The 16,499-nt window shown below is 70.7% G+C and carries 18 protein-coding genes; 14 read left to right on the plus strand and 4 right to left on the minus strand.

Annotation, left to right across the window (positions count from 1 at the left end):
• The first annotated feature begins 67 nt into the window (after positions 1-67).
• The 8 genes from EBO15_RS09730 (at position 68) to EBO15_RS44105 (ending at position 6,744) form a co-directional block, all read left to right on the plus strand.
• Positions 68-610 carry a hypothetical protein gene (locus tag EBO15_RS09730; RefSeq protein ID WP_122194003.1) on the plus strand — a complete coding sequence of 181 codons (543 nt, stop codon included), beginning with the start codon at positions 68-70 and terminating at the stop codon, positions 608-610.
• Positions 611-938: 328 nt separating this feature from the next.
• A complete protein-coding gene (locus EBO15_RS09735) occupies positions 939-2,126 on the plus strand; it encodes a PLP-dependent cysteine synthase family protein (RefSeq protein ID WP_325051886.1) in 1,188 nt (395 codons plus the stop codon).
• A complete protein-coding gene (locus EBO15_RS09740; protein ID WP_122194004.1) occupies positions 2,123-3,430 on the plus strand; it encodes an MFS transporter in 1,308 nt (435 codons plus the stop codon). Before EBO15_RS09735 ends, EBO15_RS09740 begins: the two co-directional genes overlap by 4 nt.
• Before the next feature lie 38 nt (positions 3,431-3,468).
• Positions 3,469-4,092, plus strand: coding sequence for a hypothetical protein (locus tag EBO15_RS09745; RefSeq protein WP_122194005.1), 624 nt, complete (start codon positions 3,469-3,471; stop codon positions 4,090-4,092).
• 32 nt (positions 4,093-4,124) lie between these two features.
• Positions 4,125-4,619 carry a MarR family winged helix-turn-helix transcriptional regulator gene (locus EBO15_RS09750; protein ID WP_233616083.1) on the plus strand — a complete coding sequence of 165 codons (495 nt, stop codon included), beginning with the start codon at positions 4,125-4,127 and terminating at the stop codon, positions 4,617-4,619.
• Positions 4,616-5,851, plus strand: coding sequence for an epoxide hydrolase family protein (locus EBO15_RS09755; protein WP_122194006.1), 1,236 nt, complete (start codon positions 4,616-4,618; stop codon positions 5,849-5,851). The genes EBO15_RS09750 and EBO15_RS09755 overlap by 4 nt, the downstream gene beginning before the upstream one ends.
• A gap of 289 nt (positions 5,852-6,140) precedes the next feature.
• Positions 6,141-6,383, plus strand: a complete 243-nt coding sequence (locus EBO15_RS09760; RefSeq protein WP_122194007.1) for a hypothetical protein — start codon at positions 6,141-6,143, stop codon at positions 6,381-6,383.
• 49 nt (positions 6,384-6,432) lie between these two features.
• Positions 6,433-6,744: a hypothetical protein gene (locus EBO15_RS44105; RefSeq protein ID WP_158628170.1), complete on the plus strand. Its 312-nt coding sequence runs from the start codon at positions 6,433-6,435 to the stop codon at positions 6,742-6,744.
• Here EBO15_RS44105 and EBO15_RS45915 read toward each other — a convergent pair.
• Together EBO15_RS45915 and map are read right to left on the minus strand one after the other, a co-directional pair.
• Complete coding sequence (locus EBO15_RS45915) at positions 6,706-7,050, minus strand: DUF6247 family protein (RefSeq protein ID WP_122194008.1); 345 nt, start codon at positions 7,048-7,050, stop codon at positions 6,706-6,708. The genes EBO15_RS44105 and EBO15_RS45915 overlap by 39 nt on opposite strands.
• Before the next feature lie 173 nt (positions 7,051-7,223).
• Positions 7,224-8,015 carry a type I methionyl aminopeptidase gene (gene map, locus EBO15_RS09770; RefSeq protein ID WP_122194055.1) on the minus strand — a complete coding sequence of 264 codons (792 nt, stop codon included), beginning with the start codon at positions 8,013-8,015 and terminating at the stop codon, positions 7,224-7,226.
• An 86-nt stretch (positions 8,016-8,101) separates the two neighbouring features.
• Here map and EBO15_RS09775 point away from each other — a divergent pair, with 86 nt between their 5' ends.
• Positions 8,102-8,371 (plus strand): helix-turn-helix domain-containing protein, encoded by a 270-nt coding sequence (locus EBO15_RS09775; protein WP_122194056.1) that lies wholly within the window; start codon positions 8,102-8,104, stop codon positions 8,369-8,371.
• Between the two features lie 480 nt (positions 8,372-8,851).
• Here the strand turns inward: EBO15_RS09775 and EBO15_RS09780 are convergent, their stop codons facing one another.
• Entirely contained in the window at positions 8,852-10,312 is a 1,461-nt protein-coding gene (locus EBO15_RS09780; RefSeq protein WP_158628171.1) for an ArnT family glycosyltransferase, read from the minus strand.
• 475 nt (positions 10,313-10,787) lie between these two features.
• On the opposite strand from EBO15_RS09780, the gene EBO15_RS09785 reads away from it, so the two are divergent.
• Complete coding sequence (locus EBO15_RS09785) at positions 10,788-11,579, plus strand: hypothetical protein (RefSeq protein WP_147481435.1); 792 nt, start codon at positions 10,788-10,790, stop codon at positions 11,577-11,579.
• 80 nt (positions 11,580-11,659) lie between these two features.
• On the opposite strand, the gene EBO15_RS09790 is transcribed toward EBO15_RS09785, so the two are convergent.
• On the minus strand, positions 11,660-12,409 hold the full coding sequence (locus tag EBO15_RS09790; protein WP_199744434.1) for an SDR family oxidoreductase: 750 nt from the start codon (positions 12,407-12,409) through the stop codon (positions 11,660-11,662).
• Positions 12,410-12,537: 128 nt separating this feature from the next.
• Between EBO15_RS09790 and EBO15_RS09795 the strand changes: the two genes are divergently transcribed.
• From EBO15_RS09795 to EBO15_RS09810, 4 genes are all read left to right on the plus strand, one after another.
• A complete protein-coding gene (locus tag EBO15_RS09795; RefSeq protein ID WP_122194011.1) occupies positions 12,538-13,143 on the plus strand; it encodes a TetR/AcrR family transcriptional regulator in 606 nt (201 codons plus the stop codon).
• Positions 13,144-13,301: 158 nt separating this feature from the next.
• Complete coding sequence (locus EBO15_RS09800; protein ID WP_122194012.1) at positions 13,302-14,393, plus strand: winged helix DNA-binding domain-containing protein; 1,092 nt, start codon at positions 13,302-13,304, stop codon at positions 14,391-14,393.
• A 449-nt stretch (positions 14,394-14,842) separates the two neighbouring features.
• Positions 14,843-15,220, plus strand: a complete 378-nt coding sequence (locus EBO15_RS09805) for a YidB family protein (RefSeq protein WP_147481436.1) — start codon at positions 14,843-14,845, stop codon at positions 15,218-15,220.
• 120 nt (positions 15,221-15,340) lie between these two features.
• Positions 15,341-16,348 (plus strand): terpene synthase family protein, encoded by a 1,008-nt coding sequence (locus EBO15_RS09810; protein WP_122194014.1) that lies wholly within the window; start codon positions 15,341-15,343, stop codon positions 16,346-16,348.
• Positions 16,349-16,499 lie beyond the last annotated feature (151 nt).

The raw sequence follows: 16,499 nt of genomic DNA on the forward strand, positions 1-16,499 counted from the left end.
CGAAGGTCCACCCGTTCAATCACTATTCGCATCTCATTGGCTACGTAGTGTGATGTACGGTGGCGGGGTGATCATGCGATGGGCGCCGTCGGCGGCGCTGCCCGGTTGGGCGGCGGCCGTGCGGATGGCGCTCATCGCGGTCCTGAGCCTGCACCTGGGCCTGTGCCTGGGAGAGCCGCCCGGGGCCGACGCCGCGCCGCCGGATGGCCGCGCCTTGCAGAGCGTCCTTGCCAGCGGGCTGGTCCTCGGCTCCTTGCCGCAGCCGTCCGCTGCCGCCCTACCGGTCGTCGCGGTCACGCCGGTCGTCGCGGTCGAGCCGACCGTCGCGGTCACGCCCGAGGGCACCGTTGCCGAGCGGGCCGTGGCGGCGAGGGCGGGCGGCGGAATCTCGCTCGGCTCCCCGGCGGGTGGTCGGCACACGCACCACGACGCGTGCGCGGCCTTCACCAGCCCGGCTTCGGGGCAGGCGGCGGTGCCGTCGCCCGTGACCGTGGTGACCTGGCCCGCCCGTCCGGGCCCGGGACGGCGTGCTGCCGGTCCGGCCGCGGCCCCGGCCGGTGACGTGTCCGGCGCGGGCCTGCTGCGCCGTTTGTGCGTCGCGCGGACCTGATCAGGCGCCCGCGGTCCGTCTCTGGCTCGTTCCGGGGAACGCATGGCGTTTCCGAGCGCGCTGCTCCACCTTCGTCCTGCTTGGCCTCTGCATGCCGCGCGGTGTGTTCCAACGCTGCGTAACGGCGGAGCGTCCGGCGCGGAAGCAGGGGTCGTGCGCGAGTCGGCCAGTGGCAGACCGTGGTTCACCGCCCCGTCAGCCCTTCCCGCATGCGCACACAAGGACGTCGAGCATGAATCGTGTTCCCCTGCCTGTTTCCGCGGCCCAGCATCCGTCCGCATCCGCGCTGATGCCGGACGCGGCGCCGTTGCCGCCACCCAGTCAGCTGTTGTCCGCACCCACTTGCCACAACCTCGACGGCGTCGTCGGGCACACGCCGGTGCTGTGGATTCCCGACCTGCTCACCAGCGACCACGGCCCCGGGCAGCGCGACGCGCGCGAACGGGTGGGGACGGGGTTCTGGGCCAAGCTGGAGGGCCGCAACCCCGGCGGCATCAAGGACCGGGCGGCGCTGCACATGGTCGCGGCAGCCCGCGGCCGCGCCGACCTCGCGCCGGGCGCGCCGATCATCGAGTCGACCAGCGGGACGCTCGGGCTGGGCCTGGCGCTGGCGGGCATCACCTACGGGCATCCGGTCACCGTGGTGACCGACCCGGGCATGGAGCCGCTGGTGGCGCAGCTGCTCGGCGCCTACGGCGCCCAGGTGGACATCGTCACCGAACCGCATCCGGTCGGCGGCTGGCAGCAGGCGCGCCGCGACCGCGTCGCCGAACTGCTGAACCGGGCGCCCTCGGGGGCGTGGTGCCCTGACCAGTACGGCAACCCCGACAACGTCGCGGCGTACCAGGGACTGGCGCTGGAGCTGGCCGGTCAGCTCGGCCGCGTCGACGTGCTGGTGTGCGCGGTCGGCACCGGCGGGCACAGCGCCGGGACCTTCCGCGTGCTGCGGCGGTTGTGCCCGGACGTGCGGCTGGTCGGGGTGGACACGGTCGGGTCCACCATCTTCGGCCAGCCCGCCCGTCCCCGCCTGATGCGCGGGCTGGGGTCCAGCATCCACCCGGCCAACGTCGACCACGACGCGTTCAGCGAGGTGCACTGGGTCGCGCCCGCCGAGGCGGTGTGGGCGTGCCGACGGCTCGCGGCCGCCCGGTACGCCACCGGCGGATGGAGCGTGGGCGCGGTCGCGCTGGTCGCCTCCTGGCTGGCGCGGACCCTGCCCGGCCACCAGCGCATCGCCGCGATCTTCCCCGACGGGCCGCTGCGCTACTTCGACACCGTCTACAGCGACGCCTTCTGCACCCGCCACGGCCTGCTGGACGCCGTCCCCGCGTCCGGGCCGGTCGCCGGGCCCGAGCAGATCACCCGGCCGGACGAACGCGAGGTGACCCGCTGGACCCGCTGCCGCATGACCGGCCCGGCCGCCCGCGGCGGCGACGAACCCGATCGTCGGACGGATCACGATCCGCATCACGTCGGCCACCAGGACCGGCCGACCGGACCGGGGACGGCGTGGTGAGCGGCACGCTGGCGCAGGCGCGCTCCTTCTCGCGTCCGGTGCAGGTGCTGCTGGTCAACCAGGTCGGCATCAACATCGGGTTCTACATGCTGATGCCGTTCCTGGCGGCCTACCTGACCGGCCCGGCCGGCCTCAGCGCGGCGATGGCCGGGCTGGTGCTCGGAATCCGCAACTTCAGCCAGCAGGGCATGTTCCTGATCGGCGGCACCGTCGCCGACCGGCTCGGCTACCGGCCCGCGATCATCGCCGGGTGCGGGCTGCGGGTCCTCGGATTCGCCGCGTTCGCCGCCTCCACCACCCCCGCCGTGCTGATCGGCGCCGCGGTGCTGACCGGGCTCGCCGGCGCGCTGTTCAACCCGGCCGCGCGCGCCTACGTCGCCGTCGAGGCCGCCGACCGCAGGACCGAGGCGTTCGCGGTGTTCAACGTCTTCTACCAGCTGGGCATCCTGATCGGCCCGCTGGCCGGGCTGGCGTTGCTGGGCTCCGGGTTCCGTGCCGTCTGCATGGCCGCGGCGCTCATCTTCGCCGTCCTGACGGGTCTGCAACTCGCGTTCCTGCCCGCGCGGCGCCCCACCGGCCCCGACACGCTCACCGAGGGGAGACGGCCGGTGCTGACCGACTGGCGACGCGCCGCCGGCGACCGTGCCTTCACCGCCTTCGCGGTGTCGATGCTGGCCTCCTACGCGCTGTCCTTCCAGGTGTATCTGGGGCTGCCGCTGGAGATCCAGCGGCTCACCGGCCACCAGCACGCGGTGGTCGTGGTGTTCGCCGTGCAGGCCGTCCTCGCGCTGGCCGGACAGGTCCGCCTCACCACCTGGTGCACGGCCCGCTATCGTCCCGGGCAGGTGATCTGGCGCGGTCTGGCGGTGATGGCGGCCGCGTTCGCGCCGATGGCCGCCGCTGCCGCACTGCCCGCCGCCGGGGGCGGTGGCCGACCGGCCGGCCTGGTGGAGGCGGCCATGCCGCTGGGACTGATCCTGGCCGCCGCCGTGCTGCTGGCGGTCGGCACGATGCTGGTCTTCCCGTTCGAGATGACCGTCCTCACCACGCTGGGCCCGCCGCACCTGCTCGGTACCTACTACGGCGTCTACAACCTGGCCTCGGGCATCGGCATTCTGACCGGCAACCTGCTGTCCGGCGCAGCCCTGGACGCCGCCCGCACCCACGGCATGCCCGCCCTGCCCTGGCTGGCCCTGACGGCGGTCGGCGCCGTCTCGGCGCTCGCCGTCGCCGCACTGGACCGCCACGGCCACCTGACCGCACCAGCGGCCGAGCCCGCCCACTCCACCGTCCCGGCCAGGTGACGACCGTCCGACACAGGGGTGGGCTGGGATGATGCCGGATGAGCTTCGGCAATTTCGCCCGCAAGGTGCGTGATCCCGGCCTGCCGCTCGGACGGCGTGTATCGGCGCTGCGCTCCTGCGTGCAGCTGTACCGGCCCATCGGCTTCGAGGCGACCCTGAGTTTTCTTGAGGCCGAGGCCGGGCCGTTCAACACCGACGAGGACGCCTTGCTGCGCGCCTTGGCCGTCCTCGAGGCCAGCCGTGCGGCCTGGAACGTCGAGAAACAGGCCTACGCGGCCGACCGGCGGCAGGCCAAGCGGCGAGGCGAGCGGCGGCCTCGGCCCGGTGCCCCCAATCCGTACGTGCGGAAACACTGGTACGGCGCGCAACGAGAAGCGGCCCTGCACGCCGTGCGCTTCTGGCACCGGCAGCGGCTCGCGGCGCTGGTCGCCGAGGACGACCGGTCCTCGCGGGAGCTGCGCGAATGCGTTGAGCTGTGCCTCGATGCCGGCGGTCACCTGGCACCCGTTCAGCGTCGGTCGCTGGCCCGTTGCGTCGACGAGCTCACCGGTCGTCTGCGGGGCGGGCTGTGGCATGACGACCGCGTGGAGTACGTCCGCGTCCGCGACCTGCTGGTCGTGGCCCGGCATATCGAGGTGGCCACCTCGCCCCCATTTGTATAGGTTACTTATTTAGATTGCTGATGTAGTTGGGGGTGTCTCCGATCGCTTCGTCCGATGACCTGGACGTCACGGCGCTGGGCCATGCCATGGAGCAGTTCACGGCGGCGTTCATCCGCCTGGCGTCGGTCGAGCAGATGAGCTTCACCACCCTGGGCGTGCTGCACACGCTGGCGGGCCGCGGGCCGATGCGGCTGTCCGAGCTGACGGCGAGCGAGCGGGTGACGCAACCCGCGATGACGCAGCTCGTCACACGGCTCGAGCGGGACGGCCTGGCCGTCCGGTCCCCGGACCCCTCGGACGGACGGGCCGTGTTGGTGCGGGTCACGCCCGCCGGGGCGAAGGCCGTCGAGGCACGCCGGACGGAGCGCACCGATCGCCTGACCGCCATGTGCGACCAGCTCGACCCGCATCATCGGCAGGCGCTCGCCGCGTCGTTGCCCGCACTCCTTGAAATGGCCCGGCTCGCCGCCGCTCAAGCACCCGGCAGGCCGACGGCACCGCGTCCCCCAGAAGGAGCCACGTCATGACCGCCCTACACGGCTTCCCCTTGGAGCCCACCCCGATCCACGTGCCGGACGAGGTCCTCGATGACCTGCGCACCCGTCTCGCACTGACCCGTCCGCCGCTGGACGAGGGGAACGAGGACTGGTCCTACGGCGTCCCGGACGGCTACCTGCGTGAGCTCGTCGCCTACTGGCGGGACGGCTTCGACTGGCGCAAGGCCGAGGCCGCCATCAACGCCTACGAGCACTACCGGGTGGACGTCGACGGCGTGCCGGTGCACTTCATGCGCAAGCCCGGCCGCGGCCCGCGTCCGGTCCCGCTGATCCTCACCCACGGCTGGCCGTGGACGTTCTGGCACTGGTCGAAGGTGATCGACCCGCTCGCCGACCCGGCCTCGTTCGGCGGCGACCCCGCCGACGCGTTCGACGTCATCGTGCCGTCCCTGCCCGGCTTCGGATTCCCCGGCCCGCTCACCGGATTCCCGGACGTCAACTTCTGGAAGGTCTCCGACCTCTGGCACACCCTGATGACCGAGACCCTGGGGTACGAGAAGTACGCCGCCGGTGGCTGCGACATCGGCGGGATCGTCACCAGCCAGCTCGGCCACAAGTACCCGGACGAGCTGTACGGCATCCACATCGGATCGGGCCTGCCGCTCGACTTCTTCACCGGCCCCCGCGCCTGGAGCCTCACCCGGAACCGTCCCCTCACCGACGACCAGCCCGCCGACGTCCGCGCGCGCATCATCGAGATGGACCGCCGCTCGGCGTCCCACCTCGCCGTCCACATGCTCGACGGCGCCACCCTGGCCCACGGGCTGAGCGACTCCCCCGCCGGACTGCTCGCCTGGATGCTGGAGCGCTGGAACGCCTGGAGCGACAACGGCGGCGACCTCGAGTCCGTCTTCACCAAGGACGACATGCTCACCCACGCCACGATCTACTGGGTGAACAACTCGATCGCCACGTCGATGCGCTACTACGCCAACGCCAACCGCTACCCCTGGACCCCGGCCCACGACCGCACCCCGGTCGTCCAGGCCCCGGCCGGCCTCACCTTCGTGGCGTACGAGAACCCGCCCGGCATCCACACCGCCGACGAGCGCGTCCAAGCGTTCAAGAACGGCCCGCAGGCCACCTGGTTCAACCACGTCAACGTCAACGCCCACGACCAAGGCGGCCACTTCATCCCCTGGGAGAACCCCGACGCCTGGGTAACCGACCTACGCCGCACCTTCCACAACCGCAGACCCTGAACACGGCCGGGGGCACCTTGTCCGCACCCTGGAAGAGACCATCCGGACCTACGCCAACCAGATTCAGGTGTTGGGGCTGCGCAACCAGGAACTCCACACCCAAGTCCACGCCTTTGGTGCTCGTCGGGCATCCCTTCAGCCAGTCGGCCCTCCCACGATCGCTCCAGCCCAGCAAGCCGAGGTGCAAAGCACCGCAGAATGAAGAGGCCAGCCCCCGAAACGGGAGCTCGAAGTACCCTGAACTGCACTTCTCCAGCCTCGAGAATGCGCGGCGGCGTAAACTACGACTGTGGCCGACTCGGGCGATCTTCTCTGGCAGGCGCACTCCGGGAGCATGACGCCCGCCGAGGGGCTCGCCGCATTGGACGAACTGTATGGTCCACAGTTCTCCTCGGCAGACCAGGACCGTGCCGACGCATGGGCCCGGCGTGCCACCGGGCAGGCCAAGGATCCCGGCGACGACCGACGCCTGGAAGAAGCGGACAGGCAGATCGCCAGCAGGTACGGCCGGTCGGTCGGGCTCGCTTCCTAGCCCGCGCGTTCCGCTCTCGTCCCCCCCCAGCCGCTCCCCCTCCGGACTGATGACCGACTTCTCCCAGCGCATTCCCGCCGGCGTCCACGGCCGCGTCCTGGACACCTCCGCCCTCATCGACCTGGCCACCGACGTAACCTGTACGGCACCGCAACGTCGACCTCATGAGCTGCAGGTTTCACGCCTCCTCCTCCGCGCCATTTACGCGAACGAAGAACGCCTCGCCAACACGGAAGAAAGGCTCCCCGATCGGGTCGAGAGCCACTCAAGTAAGATGGAGGATCTGATCCTCAGCTTGAGAGTCCAGCAGGAGTTGATACGCCTACTGGTCATTCTCCCGCGACTGCTCCCGCTCGCTTAGTACGGCTCGCCAGGGTGTTCCCTGGGGCGCCGCCTGACTCGCCGCGATCTGAGCAGCGCGTTGGTGCAGGTGACTGCGCCCTTGGGGGTCACGAACAGAGTCGCATGCCGAGATCCACCATCGATGAACGAACTCATTGAGCGGCGCCGGGTCGAGACTGACCCTCACCTCGTCCAAGACCGCCTTCAAGCCCGCGTCGAACGCCTGACGATCTTGAGACGTCACCAGTGCGGCCCTGATGTCACGCAGTCCCTTTTCCGGAACGCCCGCTTCTCCGACCAGGGCGTCCTCTGGTTGTGCGGTCATTGAGCCTCCCACGGCAGGGGACGGCGCGACGTGGGCGCGCCGATCGGCGACGTCCGGCGGCCGCTGTTACAGCCCCCGATCTTCCTTGAGATCGGGGGCGTTTTCTCGGCTCATGGCCGTGAGACAGGGCGGCCTGGTGGCGAGGGACGAGCAAGTTGTCGACGCGGGCCGGATCAGGCCGTGCCGCTGGGGGTTTCTGATTCGCGGCGGGTGAGTACCAGGGGGCCGTCTTCGGTGATGGCGACCGTGTGTTCGGAGTGGGCCGTGCGGGAGCCGTCGGCTGAGCGGATGGTCCAGCCGTCGGGGTCGTAGACGATCCGGTCGGTCGTGCGCGCGAGCCAGGGCTCGAGCGCGAGGGTCAGCCCCGGGCGGAGCTTCAGGCCGCGGCCCGCCCGTCCCTTGTTGGGGACGTGGAGGTCCTCGTGCATGGTGCGGCCGATGGCGTGGCCACCGAACTCGGTGTTGACCGAGTAGCCGTAGTCGGCGGACACCGCCCCGATGGCCGCGGAGATGTCGCCCAGGCGGTTGCCCGGACGCGCCGCGTCGATCGCCGCCTCGAGCGCCTCCTCGGTGGCGCGGATGATCCGCAGGTCCTCCTCGGCGGCGGTGCCGACGATGACGGTGCGCGCCGAGTCGGCCACCCAGCCGTCGATGCTGACCGCGATGTCCGCACTGAGCACGTCACCGTCGCGCAGTGTGTAGTCGTGGGGCAGGCCGTGCAGGACGGCGTCGTTCACCGACAGGCAGATGACGTTGCGGAACGGGCCGCGCCCGAAGGACGGCGCGTAGTCCCAGTAGCACGACTCCGCGCCGCGTCGTTTGATCATGCCGCGGACGTGGTGCTCCAGGTCCAGCAGGTTGACGCCCACGTCAGCGAGCCGGCCGACCTCGGAGAGCACCTCGGCGACGAAGCGTCCCGTCACGTGCATGCGCTGGATCTCCGCAGGCGTCTTCAGTTCGATCATGAGCACCTCGCGTCACAGAGTATTGGTATTACTATACCGCCCTTCTCGTCCTTGCCGGTACAGTAATACCAACCTATGCTGTGGCCATGGTCCGCCAACCACTCACGCCCGAGCAGATCGAAGCCGGTCGGCGTCTCGGCGCCATGCTGCGCCTCGCGCGGGCGGGCCGCGACCTGGCGGAGGTCGCGGACGCGGCCGGCATCTCGCCGGAGACCCTGCGCAAGATCGAGACCGGACGGCTGCCGTCCCCCGGGTTCGGCACGATCGTCCGCCTGGGCGAGGCGCTCGACGTTCCCGTCCAGGAGCTCGCGACGACCTGGCTCGGCAGCGACCTGCCGCTGGAGGCCGCCTCCTAACCGTCGTCCACGGCGTGCCCGAGGTAGCGGCTGGAGTTGTGGAACGGATGGCAGTCGGCCACCCATTCGACCAATGCCCTGGCCTGCCGTCACTGTGGACCGGGACGGGCGGCGTCGTCGGCGAGCAGGTTCAGGTCCAGGTCCAGGAAGACCGTCTCGAAGGTCACCGCCGCGGACACGAACGCCTCCCGCAGGTTCTGGCCCCTGGCCCGCCGGAAGATCTCGATTCGGCCCCCTCGTTGAGGGCCGCGCAGTCGGGATGGTGACCGGGGAACGGCGGGATGACGCGATCCAGCCGCGTTCTGGCCCACTGCTGCAACTCGCGAACCTCGTCCACGGCGACGTCCTTTGATCATTCGCGCGCCGGTCTCCCTCGCAGGGAATCACTCACGGTCACGATTCGTCAGTGGAAGTGGGTGACATGCTGCGCGTCCGCACGGCAGAGCGGGTTCACCGCGCAAGCCCCGGCCGCCGTGGCGGTCAGCAGAAGGCGGCCAGATTCCACGGGGGCTGTGCTGCGATCTCGGTGGTCGTGGGTGCGCGCAGGCGCGCCTGGACCGCGTAGACGACGATCAGGTGATCGCGGTAGGCCTGACGCAGTGAGCCCTGGTTGGCCGCGAGGAAGGCGCGCACGTCGGCGGCGACGGGGGTGCGGCAGCGCGGCCGGCCGATCACGACGGTGTCCACCCGGCTCAGGTCGGCGGGAACCTGGTAGTGGACGGCCCCGGGCAGATGGACGCCGGTGAACTCCCAACCGTAGATGCCGCCGGCCAAGACCGCTCCGCGCAGGTTGTGGAGTGCCATCACCTTCGGGAGATAGGTGGTGCCGGCCGGCCGAGCGTGCAACGTGCGCCACGTGTCGGCCGCGGCCAGTCCCGCGGTCCAGGTGAGTGCGCCGGCGAGCAGGACCACGACAGCCGGCCGAACCCCGCGGCGGACGGCGCGCACCCGCTGGGCCAAGGCGGCGAGGCCGAGCGCGGCCAGGGCGATCGTCGGTGGCAGCCACATCGCCCAGTAGAAGCCGAGGGTCACTCTCGCGAGGAAGCAGTGGAACAGCACCGGTGCGACCAGCGCAGCGGCGCACCAGCCGACCAGGCGGTCCCGGCGCAGGATCAGGGCGCTCACCCAGCCGATGGCGAGTACGCCGACCACCACCGGTCCGAGGCCGTGCCCGGCGAACCACAGGTTCGTCCACCAGGGCGGGTGGGCGGTCACCCGTCCGGCGAAGCCGATCAAGTGGCCGTCCTCGGCGTGCTTCGTCTGGAACTCCAGCATGAAGCGGATCCGCGGCACAGGGTCGCCGAGCGGCAGGTACAGCGCGACGAACGTCAGCGCGGAAACGGCGCATGCAACGGCGGTCTGCGCCAACCGGGTCATCAACTCACGCCGCTCACGCAGGACGAGCACGAGGCCGAGCAGAACCGGACCGACCAGGCCGAGGAAGCCGTTCGCCTTCGCTCCGGCGGCCAGCCCGGTGAGCACTCCGGTGCCGGCGGCCCAACGCCAGCCGGGACGTCCACGGTGCTGAAACCAGAACCACCCGGCGGCCATCGCGCCGGTCGCCAACAGCTCCGCGACCGGGTCGAGCATCGCGTACCGGCCGAAGCGGTACGCCACACCGGGGATGTGGGTGGGGACGAGGGTGACCAGCGCTCCGGCGAGCAGGCCGGTCCACCGGCCGGCGACGCCGCCGATCCAGCAGCCGAGCACGACGCCGGTCGCGAGCGTGCACAGAACCGCGACCAGGCGGGCGGCGGTCAGGCTCGGGTGCCCGGCGATCACCTGGGCGATCCCGAACAGGTACTTGGCCAGCGGCGGGTGCTCGAAATTGTCGACCGTGAACGTGACGGCGGGGCCCATCGGGAGCTGCCGGCCGTGCAGGTAGCGCCAACCGGCCGTGACGTAGACCAGCTCATCCACCAGGTGCGCCTGCCTCGTCAAGGTGAGATTGGCCAGGTTCTGGAGCGCGGCCCACAACGACACCGTGATGAGCGCGGCGGGGAACCCGCGGCCACGAAGGCGTGCGCGCGGCTTCGGTCCCGCGAATGCCGGGAGCCGGTGCGGCGCGGTCACCATGTCGGTCGCTTCCGGCTCACCCGCTCACCGAAATCGCCGCGCTCCTGGTGGGCGAGCCCTCCTGCCGACGTCCCCCGATTGATCGACTCCACCCGAATCCCCCGTAACCGCCATCGACCGCCCGAAGAGCAAGATCATAAACGGTCGATGATCAAGCCCCCCGAAACCGGCCGTTGGATGCTCCGGGACCGGGTCCCTCACCGCCGGCCGCGTTACGCGCTGGACCAGGAACAACGTCGGGCCGGCCGCCGTCCACGAGCCGACCGGTGTGTCGGCTCCGCGCCGAGGGGTTGTGAGGGCTGGGGCCGTTCGGGTCCCGTCCACTGCCACGATGGCCCCCATGGGAACACGTGCGCGGTGGGACGAGACGTACCAGGCCCTGCTCCCGCAGGCCCTACGGCCTGTGGAGGAGACGCGCCGAGAGTTCCGAGAGGCCGTGTTTCATGCGTGGCTGATGTGGCATGGCGAGACCTCGAGTGAACAACTCGACTCGTTGGCCACCGATGATGAGATCCGGACCATCCGAGCTTTGGAAGAGTCGTGCTCGCTGGGCTGGCGCAATGCCCTGCTGGGCCGGACGCTCGCCGAGCATGGGCACGAAGTGCTCGGTCGGCCTAACGGCGGCCCACATGGGCTCTGGGGTGTGCCGGCGTGCACGATGGCCGATCAAGGATTTCGTCCGCCGCGCGTCCCCGTACGCAGGGGGACACTGCGCGACGTTCTGGCCAGCGCCAGGAACCAGTACAGCTTTGAAGTCGACACCATCCGCGATGTGCACGCCTCGCTGACAGCGGTGCCTGTCGGGGATCGGCCGCCGGCCGACCGGGTGCGTGAGGTGGTGACGCGGCTGTGTCTCGATGCCTGGCACAAGGAGGTGGAGGTCGACGACCGGTGCGGCTGGGACGACGCCGAGTGGTGGCAGTACCTGAACCTGGAAGACCTCCTGACGTGGACGGCCGTCGCGCTCGGGCTCCCCGGCGAGTACCCGGAGAAGTACGGCGACCTGGTCGATCCGGTCGCCGGGAGGACCGCGCCGGATCCGCTCAAGGCGTGGCACTGGCAGGCCATACCCTCGACCTTCGTCTCCGAGCTGGGTGACGCATGCGTGGACCTGGCCCTCACACTGCGCTGACCACGCGTCCCTGGGACGACGAGGCGTCGCGATGTCTACGAGGCGTTGCGGGGCCCGGACCTTGGACGGTGAGGTCCTGGTCAGGCGATGCCGCCGTTGGCGAACAGGACCTGACCGTTGGTCCAGCGGCCGTCGGGGCCGGCCAGGAAGGCGACGGTGCGCGCGATGTCGTCGGGCGTGCCGAGCCGCCCCAGAGGGGACGCGGCGGCGATCTGGCCGACGAGCTCGTCGCTCTTGCCCTCCAGGAACAGCGGGGTGGCCGTCGGGCCGGGCGCGACGGTGTTCACGGTGATGTCCTTGCCGCGCAGCTCGCGGGCCAGGATCAGGGTCATCGCCTCGACCGCGCCCTTGGTCGCCGCGTACGCGCCGTAGGTCGGCTGCTGAAGCCGGGTGACGGACGTGGAGAAGTTGATGAGCGCGCCGCCGCTCCGCAGCCTCCGGGCGGCGAGCTGGGAGACCACGAACGTGCCGCGCACGTTGACGCGGTGCATCCGGTCGAACGCGTCCAGGTCCAGGTCGGCCAGCGGGGCCAGGAGCATGATGCCGGCGGTGTTCACCACCACGTCGACCCCGCCGAACCGCTCGTGCGCGATGTCGAACAGGTTCGTCATGTCGTCGGCGTCCGCGACATCGCCCGACGCGGCGACGGCGGTGCCGCCGCGAGCCTCGATCGACGCGACGACCTCCTTCGCGCGCTCGGCGCTGCCGGAGTAGTGCACGACCACGGACATGCCGTCGGCGGCCAGGGCTTGCGCGACCGCGCCGCCGATGCCACCGGAGCCGCCGGTCACGATCGCCACCCGGACGCCTGAACGCTCACTGCTGATCATGACTGATCCCCTCTTCCATGATGTGAACACTTAGTACATTAATCACCCACAGGCTCACTGTCCATACTTATGTGACCTACTTGTACATATAATCGCGGTCAGGGACGGGCCACCAAGGAGGAGCGCACATGGAGCAAGCGGACGACGGCACACCCGCGCTGAAACCCGGACGCGGACGCCGCAAGGCCGACGACGTCCGGCGGGCCACCCTCGTGGCGGCGTCCGAGCTGCTGATGGACGAGGGCGTCGGCGCCGTGACCTTCTCCAAGGTCGCCGCCCGCGCCGGGGTCAGCAAGGTGACCCTCTACAAGTGGTGGCCCTCCCCCGGCGCACTGGCCCTCGACGCCTACTTCGCCACGTCCCGGGAGACCCTCGCCTTTCCCGACACCGGAGACGTGCGACACGACCTCACCGAACAGCTGCGGGCGTTCGTCGACCTGATGAACCGGAGCGGGACCACGATCGCCGGGATCGTCGGCGCCGCCCAGAGCGATCCGGACCTGTCCGAGGCCCTCTCCACGCGCTACGTCCAGCACCGGCGTGCGCTCGCCGTCGAACGCCTGAGCACGGCACAGCAGGCGGGCCAGATCCGCGAGGACGTCGACCTGGAGTCGATCGTCGACCAACTCTGGGGCGCCTGCTACCACCGGCTGCTGCTCCCCGCGCAGCCCCTCACCCACGAGTTCGTCGACCATCTGATCGCCAACCTCCTCCGCGGCATCACCCCGGGTTGACGGCCGCCACGGGGCCCGCCGAAGTACACGGCACCGCTTGTCCGACGCTCCTGCCATGATGTTCGGGATCGTCCGCTGGACGTCTCCTCCTCTGCTCTCACAGGAACGGAGCTGCGCCGACGCCCGCCCCCAAGAGCGGACCGCGGCCTGACAACACCATGACCGTCCTCAATCGCCGCGCCCTCAACCGCGCCGCCCTCGCACGCCAGCACCTGCTCGACCGCAGCGGCGCCTCGGTGGAGGAGGCGGTGGCCCACCTGTGCGGCCTGCAGGCGCAGGAACCCCAGGCGCCGTTCGTCGGGCTGTGGTCCCGCCTCGCCGACTTCCGGCCCGGGCAACTGGACGACGCGTTGACCGGACGCACCGTGGTGCGGACCCACCTGATGCGCCGCACCATCCACCTCGTCCACTCCGATGACGTGCTCGCGTGGCGGGCGCGCCACGACGCCATGCTGCGCCAGCGGGTGCTGAGCACCTACCGGCTCGAGCTGGCCGGGATCGACGTGGACGACCTCGCCGCCGCCGGCCGCGAGGTCGTGGCGGACGGACAGGCCCGGACCATGAACGAGCTCGTCCAAGCCGTCGAGGACCGCTGGCCCGGCCCGCCACGCCGGGCCCTGGGCGAGCTGCTCGGCTCCCTCATCCCCAGCGTTCAGCTTCCACCCCGCGGCCTCTGGCAGCAGACGGCGGGCGTGCGCAACCTGCCGTTGGCCACCTGGCTGGGACGGGACGTCGCCCCCCTGCCCGCCGACCCGAGCGACCCCGTCGGGCAGCGGCTTCTCCGCCGCTACCTCGCCGCGTACGGGCCCGCGTCCAGCTCCGACTTCCGCGCCTGGTGCGGTCTCGCCGGGCTCTCCGCCGCGGTCAAGGCGGTCCGAGACGAGCTCGTCGTCTTCCACGACGAGGACGGCCGCGAACTGCTCGACCTGCCCGACGCGCCCCGCCCTCATCCGGACACCCCGGCCCCGGTCCGGTTCCTCCCGGCCTTCGACAACGCCATCCTCGGCTACCAGGAACGTGGCCGCATCATCGACGCCGCCCACCGCGGCCTGTCCGTCGCAGGGCACCGCACCGTCCTGGTCGACGGCCGCGTCACCGCCACCTGGACCGCACGCGACCACACTCTGCGCATCAGCCCCCTCCGCCCCCTCACCGATGCCGAACAACAAGCCGTCCGAGCCGAGGCCGACGAACTGGCCACCTTCCTGGACGAAGGCATCCAACACGTCCACGTCGACACCGAAGCCTGAGGAGCGTCTGGCTGGACAGCCTCAGCTGTCCTGGGCCGCGCCGAGCGCGGCCGTCGCGTCCAGGAAGTCCGCGAGGACCTGGTCGATGTGGTCCCGCACGGACCGACCCTCACGGTGCACGTTCCTCGACGCCTTGCCCATGAGCCTGGCATCCGCTCGTGCCCGCGCGCAGGTCCCAGCGTGATCGTCTGCAAAGGGTCGTGTTCACGCGGAGCGGGTCCCCTCCTGTTCTGGCGGATCGTCGCCGACCCGGCCGACGGTGAGACTTGATGGGAGAGGTGCTTTGCCATCCCGGTGTCTCAGGAGACCCGCTCGGGTGTTGTTGATCTGCAGGTCCCGCGTCCGTCGGCGTGGGGCGGGCGGTTTCGGGTTTGTGTGCCCCTGTGACGGTGCATGTTCAGGAGGCTGGGCGGGCGTTGCCCGCGTGGGGATCGAGAGGGATGAGGATCATGGGTGAGTCTGGGTTCTCGCAGATCAACGAGGCACCTGCCGCTGAGCCGGTCGCTCTGACGCTGCCTCAGGTGGCGTCGTGGATCGGCCCGGGCGCCAATGAGCCGGTGACCGCTGCTGAGATCGCCGACGCGCTCGGCGAGGAAGACCTGGGACGGGTCGCGGTCGCGCTCGGGAAGGATCCCGCCGAGGCCGCGGCATATCTGGCCGACCGGCTGCCGCAGGCGACCGAGGCGGCGACGCCGGACGGGCCGGTATCGCGTAGTGCCCGTCGTGACGCCCTCGGCCCTGACACGCTGCTTGTCCTGTTCGACGAGATTCCCGACCAGATCGTCATCCGGGAGCCCGAGCAGGGGATCCACTTCGGGCTCGGCTGAGCTCCTGAGGGCGCCAGGGCGGGTCGTGGCGGTCGGCACGGCCACCGGTGGTCGGTGGCAGCCGCCCTTCCTCAGCCGGCCTGCGTAGACCAGATCGTGCCCGGCTCTCATGGAGGATCCGTGCCACAGGACATAGCCTTCGATCTCCCGTTCCCCCTCGCTCTCAGCCCCGACCTCGAAGGCGCGCGGCTCGGCAATCTGGAGTGGGTGCAGCAGCTGGGCCTGGTCACGAAGGGCCGTTCGCTGGAGTGGTACCTCTCCTGGGACATGCCACGCCTGGCAGCGCACGGCTTCCCCTACGCCAGGGGGACGGCTCTGGACCTGTGCACGGACGCGATGGCGTTCTTCTTCGTATTCGACGACCAGTTCGATGGCCGGCTCGGCCAGGACCCCGCCGGGGCCGCCCGGGCGTGCCGGCAGCTGATCGACATCGTTCACGGTGCCAGGCCGCGGGCCGGTGCGGACCCGTGCGCGGTGGCGTTCGCCGACATCTGGGCGCGCAGCACCGACGGCGCACGTCCCGGCTGGGTCGCACGGACAGCGCACGAGTGGGAGTACTACTTCGCCACCCAGGCCCACGAAGCCATAGGCCGGCTCCGTGGGACACCGGCGGACATGCAGACCTACCTCCAGATCCGGCGCGGCATCTCAGGCACCGGCCTGCCCCTGTCTCTCGGAGAACGAGCCGCCGGCATCACCGTCCCCGCGGCCGCGTTCCACAGCCCGCAGCTACGGATCATGCGCCAGGCCGCCATCGACGTCACTTTCATGTGCAACGACGTCTACTCCTTGGAGAAGGAGGAGGCACGCGGCGACATGGACAACCTGGTCCTGGTCATCGAGCACAGTCGCCACTGTGACCGTGACGAAGCCATCACCGGAGCCTGCGAGGAAGTCCGCCGGCGCGTCGAGCGGTTCCAGGAGCTCGCCCGGCAGGTGCCCGGCCTGTGCGCACAGCTGGGACTGACCAGCGACGAAGTGACCGACGTGCGCGCATTCGTCGACGTCATGACCGCATGGATGAGCGGCTACCACGCCTGGCAGACCCAGACCCACCGCTACACCCACGCGCCCGACGTTGTCCCCCACACCGGGCCCGGCTACTTCGACCAGGTACTCAACACGTAACCCCGCAGGGACGCCCGCCCGCAGACGTCGCCCGCTTGATGGACCCGGACCAGATCGAGCCCGGTCCGGAGGCGAGGGGCGTGGCGCTGGTCCACCTGGCGGGTTCAGACCTGGTCTTCCGTGGGCCGGGCGACGAGGCCGAGGCTGCCCC

It is taken from the genome of Actinomadura harenae (assembly GCF_003696215.1).
GTDB lineage: Bacteria > Actinomycetota > Actinomycetes > Streptosporangiales > Streptosporangiaceae > Spirillospora > Spirillospora harenae.

Excerpts from the sequence above, each read along its gene's own strand:
- EBO15_RS09755 (WP_122194006.1), top strand. The coding sequence starts at position 4,616 with ATGACCGCCCTACACGGCTTCCCCTTGGAGCCCACCCCGATCCACGTG.
- EBO15_RS09790 (WP_199744434.1), bottom strand. The coding sequence starts at position 12,409 with ATGATCAGCAGTGAGCGTTCAGGCGTCCGGGTGGCGATCGTGACCGGC.
- map (WP_122194055.1), bottom strand. The coding sequence starts at position 8,015 with ATGATCGAACTGAAGACGCCTGCGGAGATCCAGCGCATGCACGTGACG.
- EBO15_RS09745 (WP_122194005.1), top strand. The coding sequence starts at position 3,469 with ATGAGCTTCGGCAATTTCGCCCGCAAGGTGCGTGATCCCGGCCTGCCG.
- EBO15_RS09785 (WP_147481435.1), top strand. The coding sequence starts at position 10,788 with ATGGGAACACGTGCGCGGTGGGACGAGACGTACCAGGCCCTGCTCCCG.
- EBO15_RS09775 (WP_122194056.1), top strand. The coding sequence starts at position 8,102 with ATGGTCCGCCAACCACTCACGCCCGAGCAGATCGAAGCCGGTCGGCGT.
- EBO15_RS44105 (WP_158628170.1), top strand. The coding sequence starts at position 6,433 with ATGACCGACTTCTCCCAGCGCATTCCCGCCGGCGTCCACGGCCGCGTC.
- EBO15_RS45915 (WP_122194008.1), bottom strand. The coding sequence starts at position 7,050 with ATGACCGCACAACCAGAGGACGCCCTGGTCGGAGAAGCGGGCGTTCCG.
- EBO15_RS09800 (WP_122194012.1), top strand. The coding sequence starts at position 13,302 with ATGACCGTCCTCAATCGCCGCGCCCTCAACCGCGCCGCCCTCGCACGC.
- EBO15_RS09805 (WP_147481436.1), top strand. The coding sequence starts at position 14,843 with ATGGGTGAGTCTGGGTTCTCGCAGATCAACGAGGCACCTGCCGCTGAG.
- EBO15_RS09795 (WP_122194011.1), top strand. The coding sequence starts at position 12,538 with ATGGAGCAAGCGGACGACGGCACACCCGCGCTGAAACCCGGACGCGGA.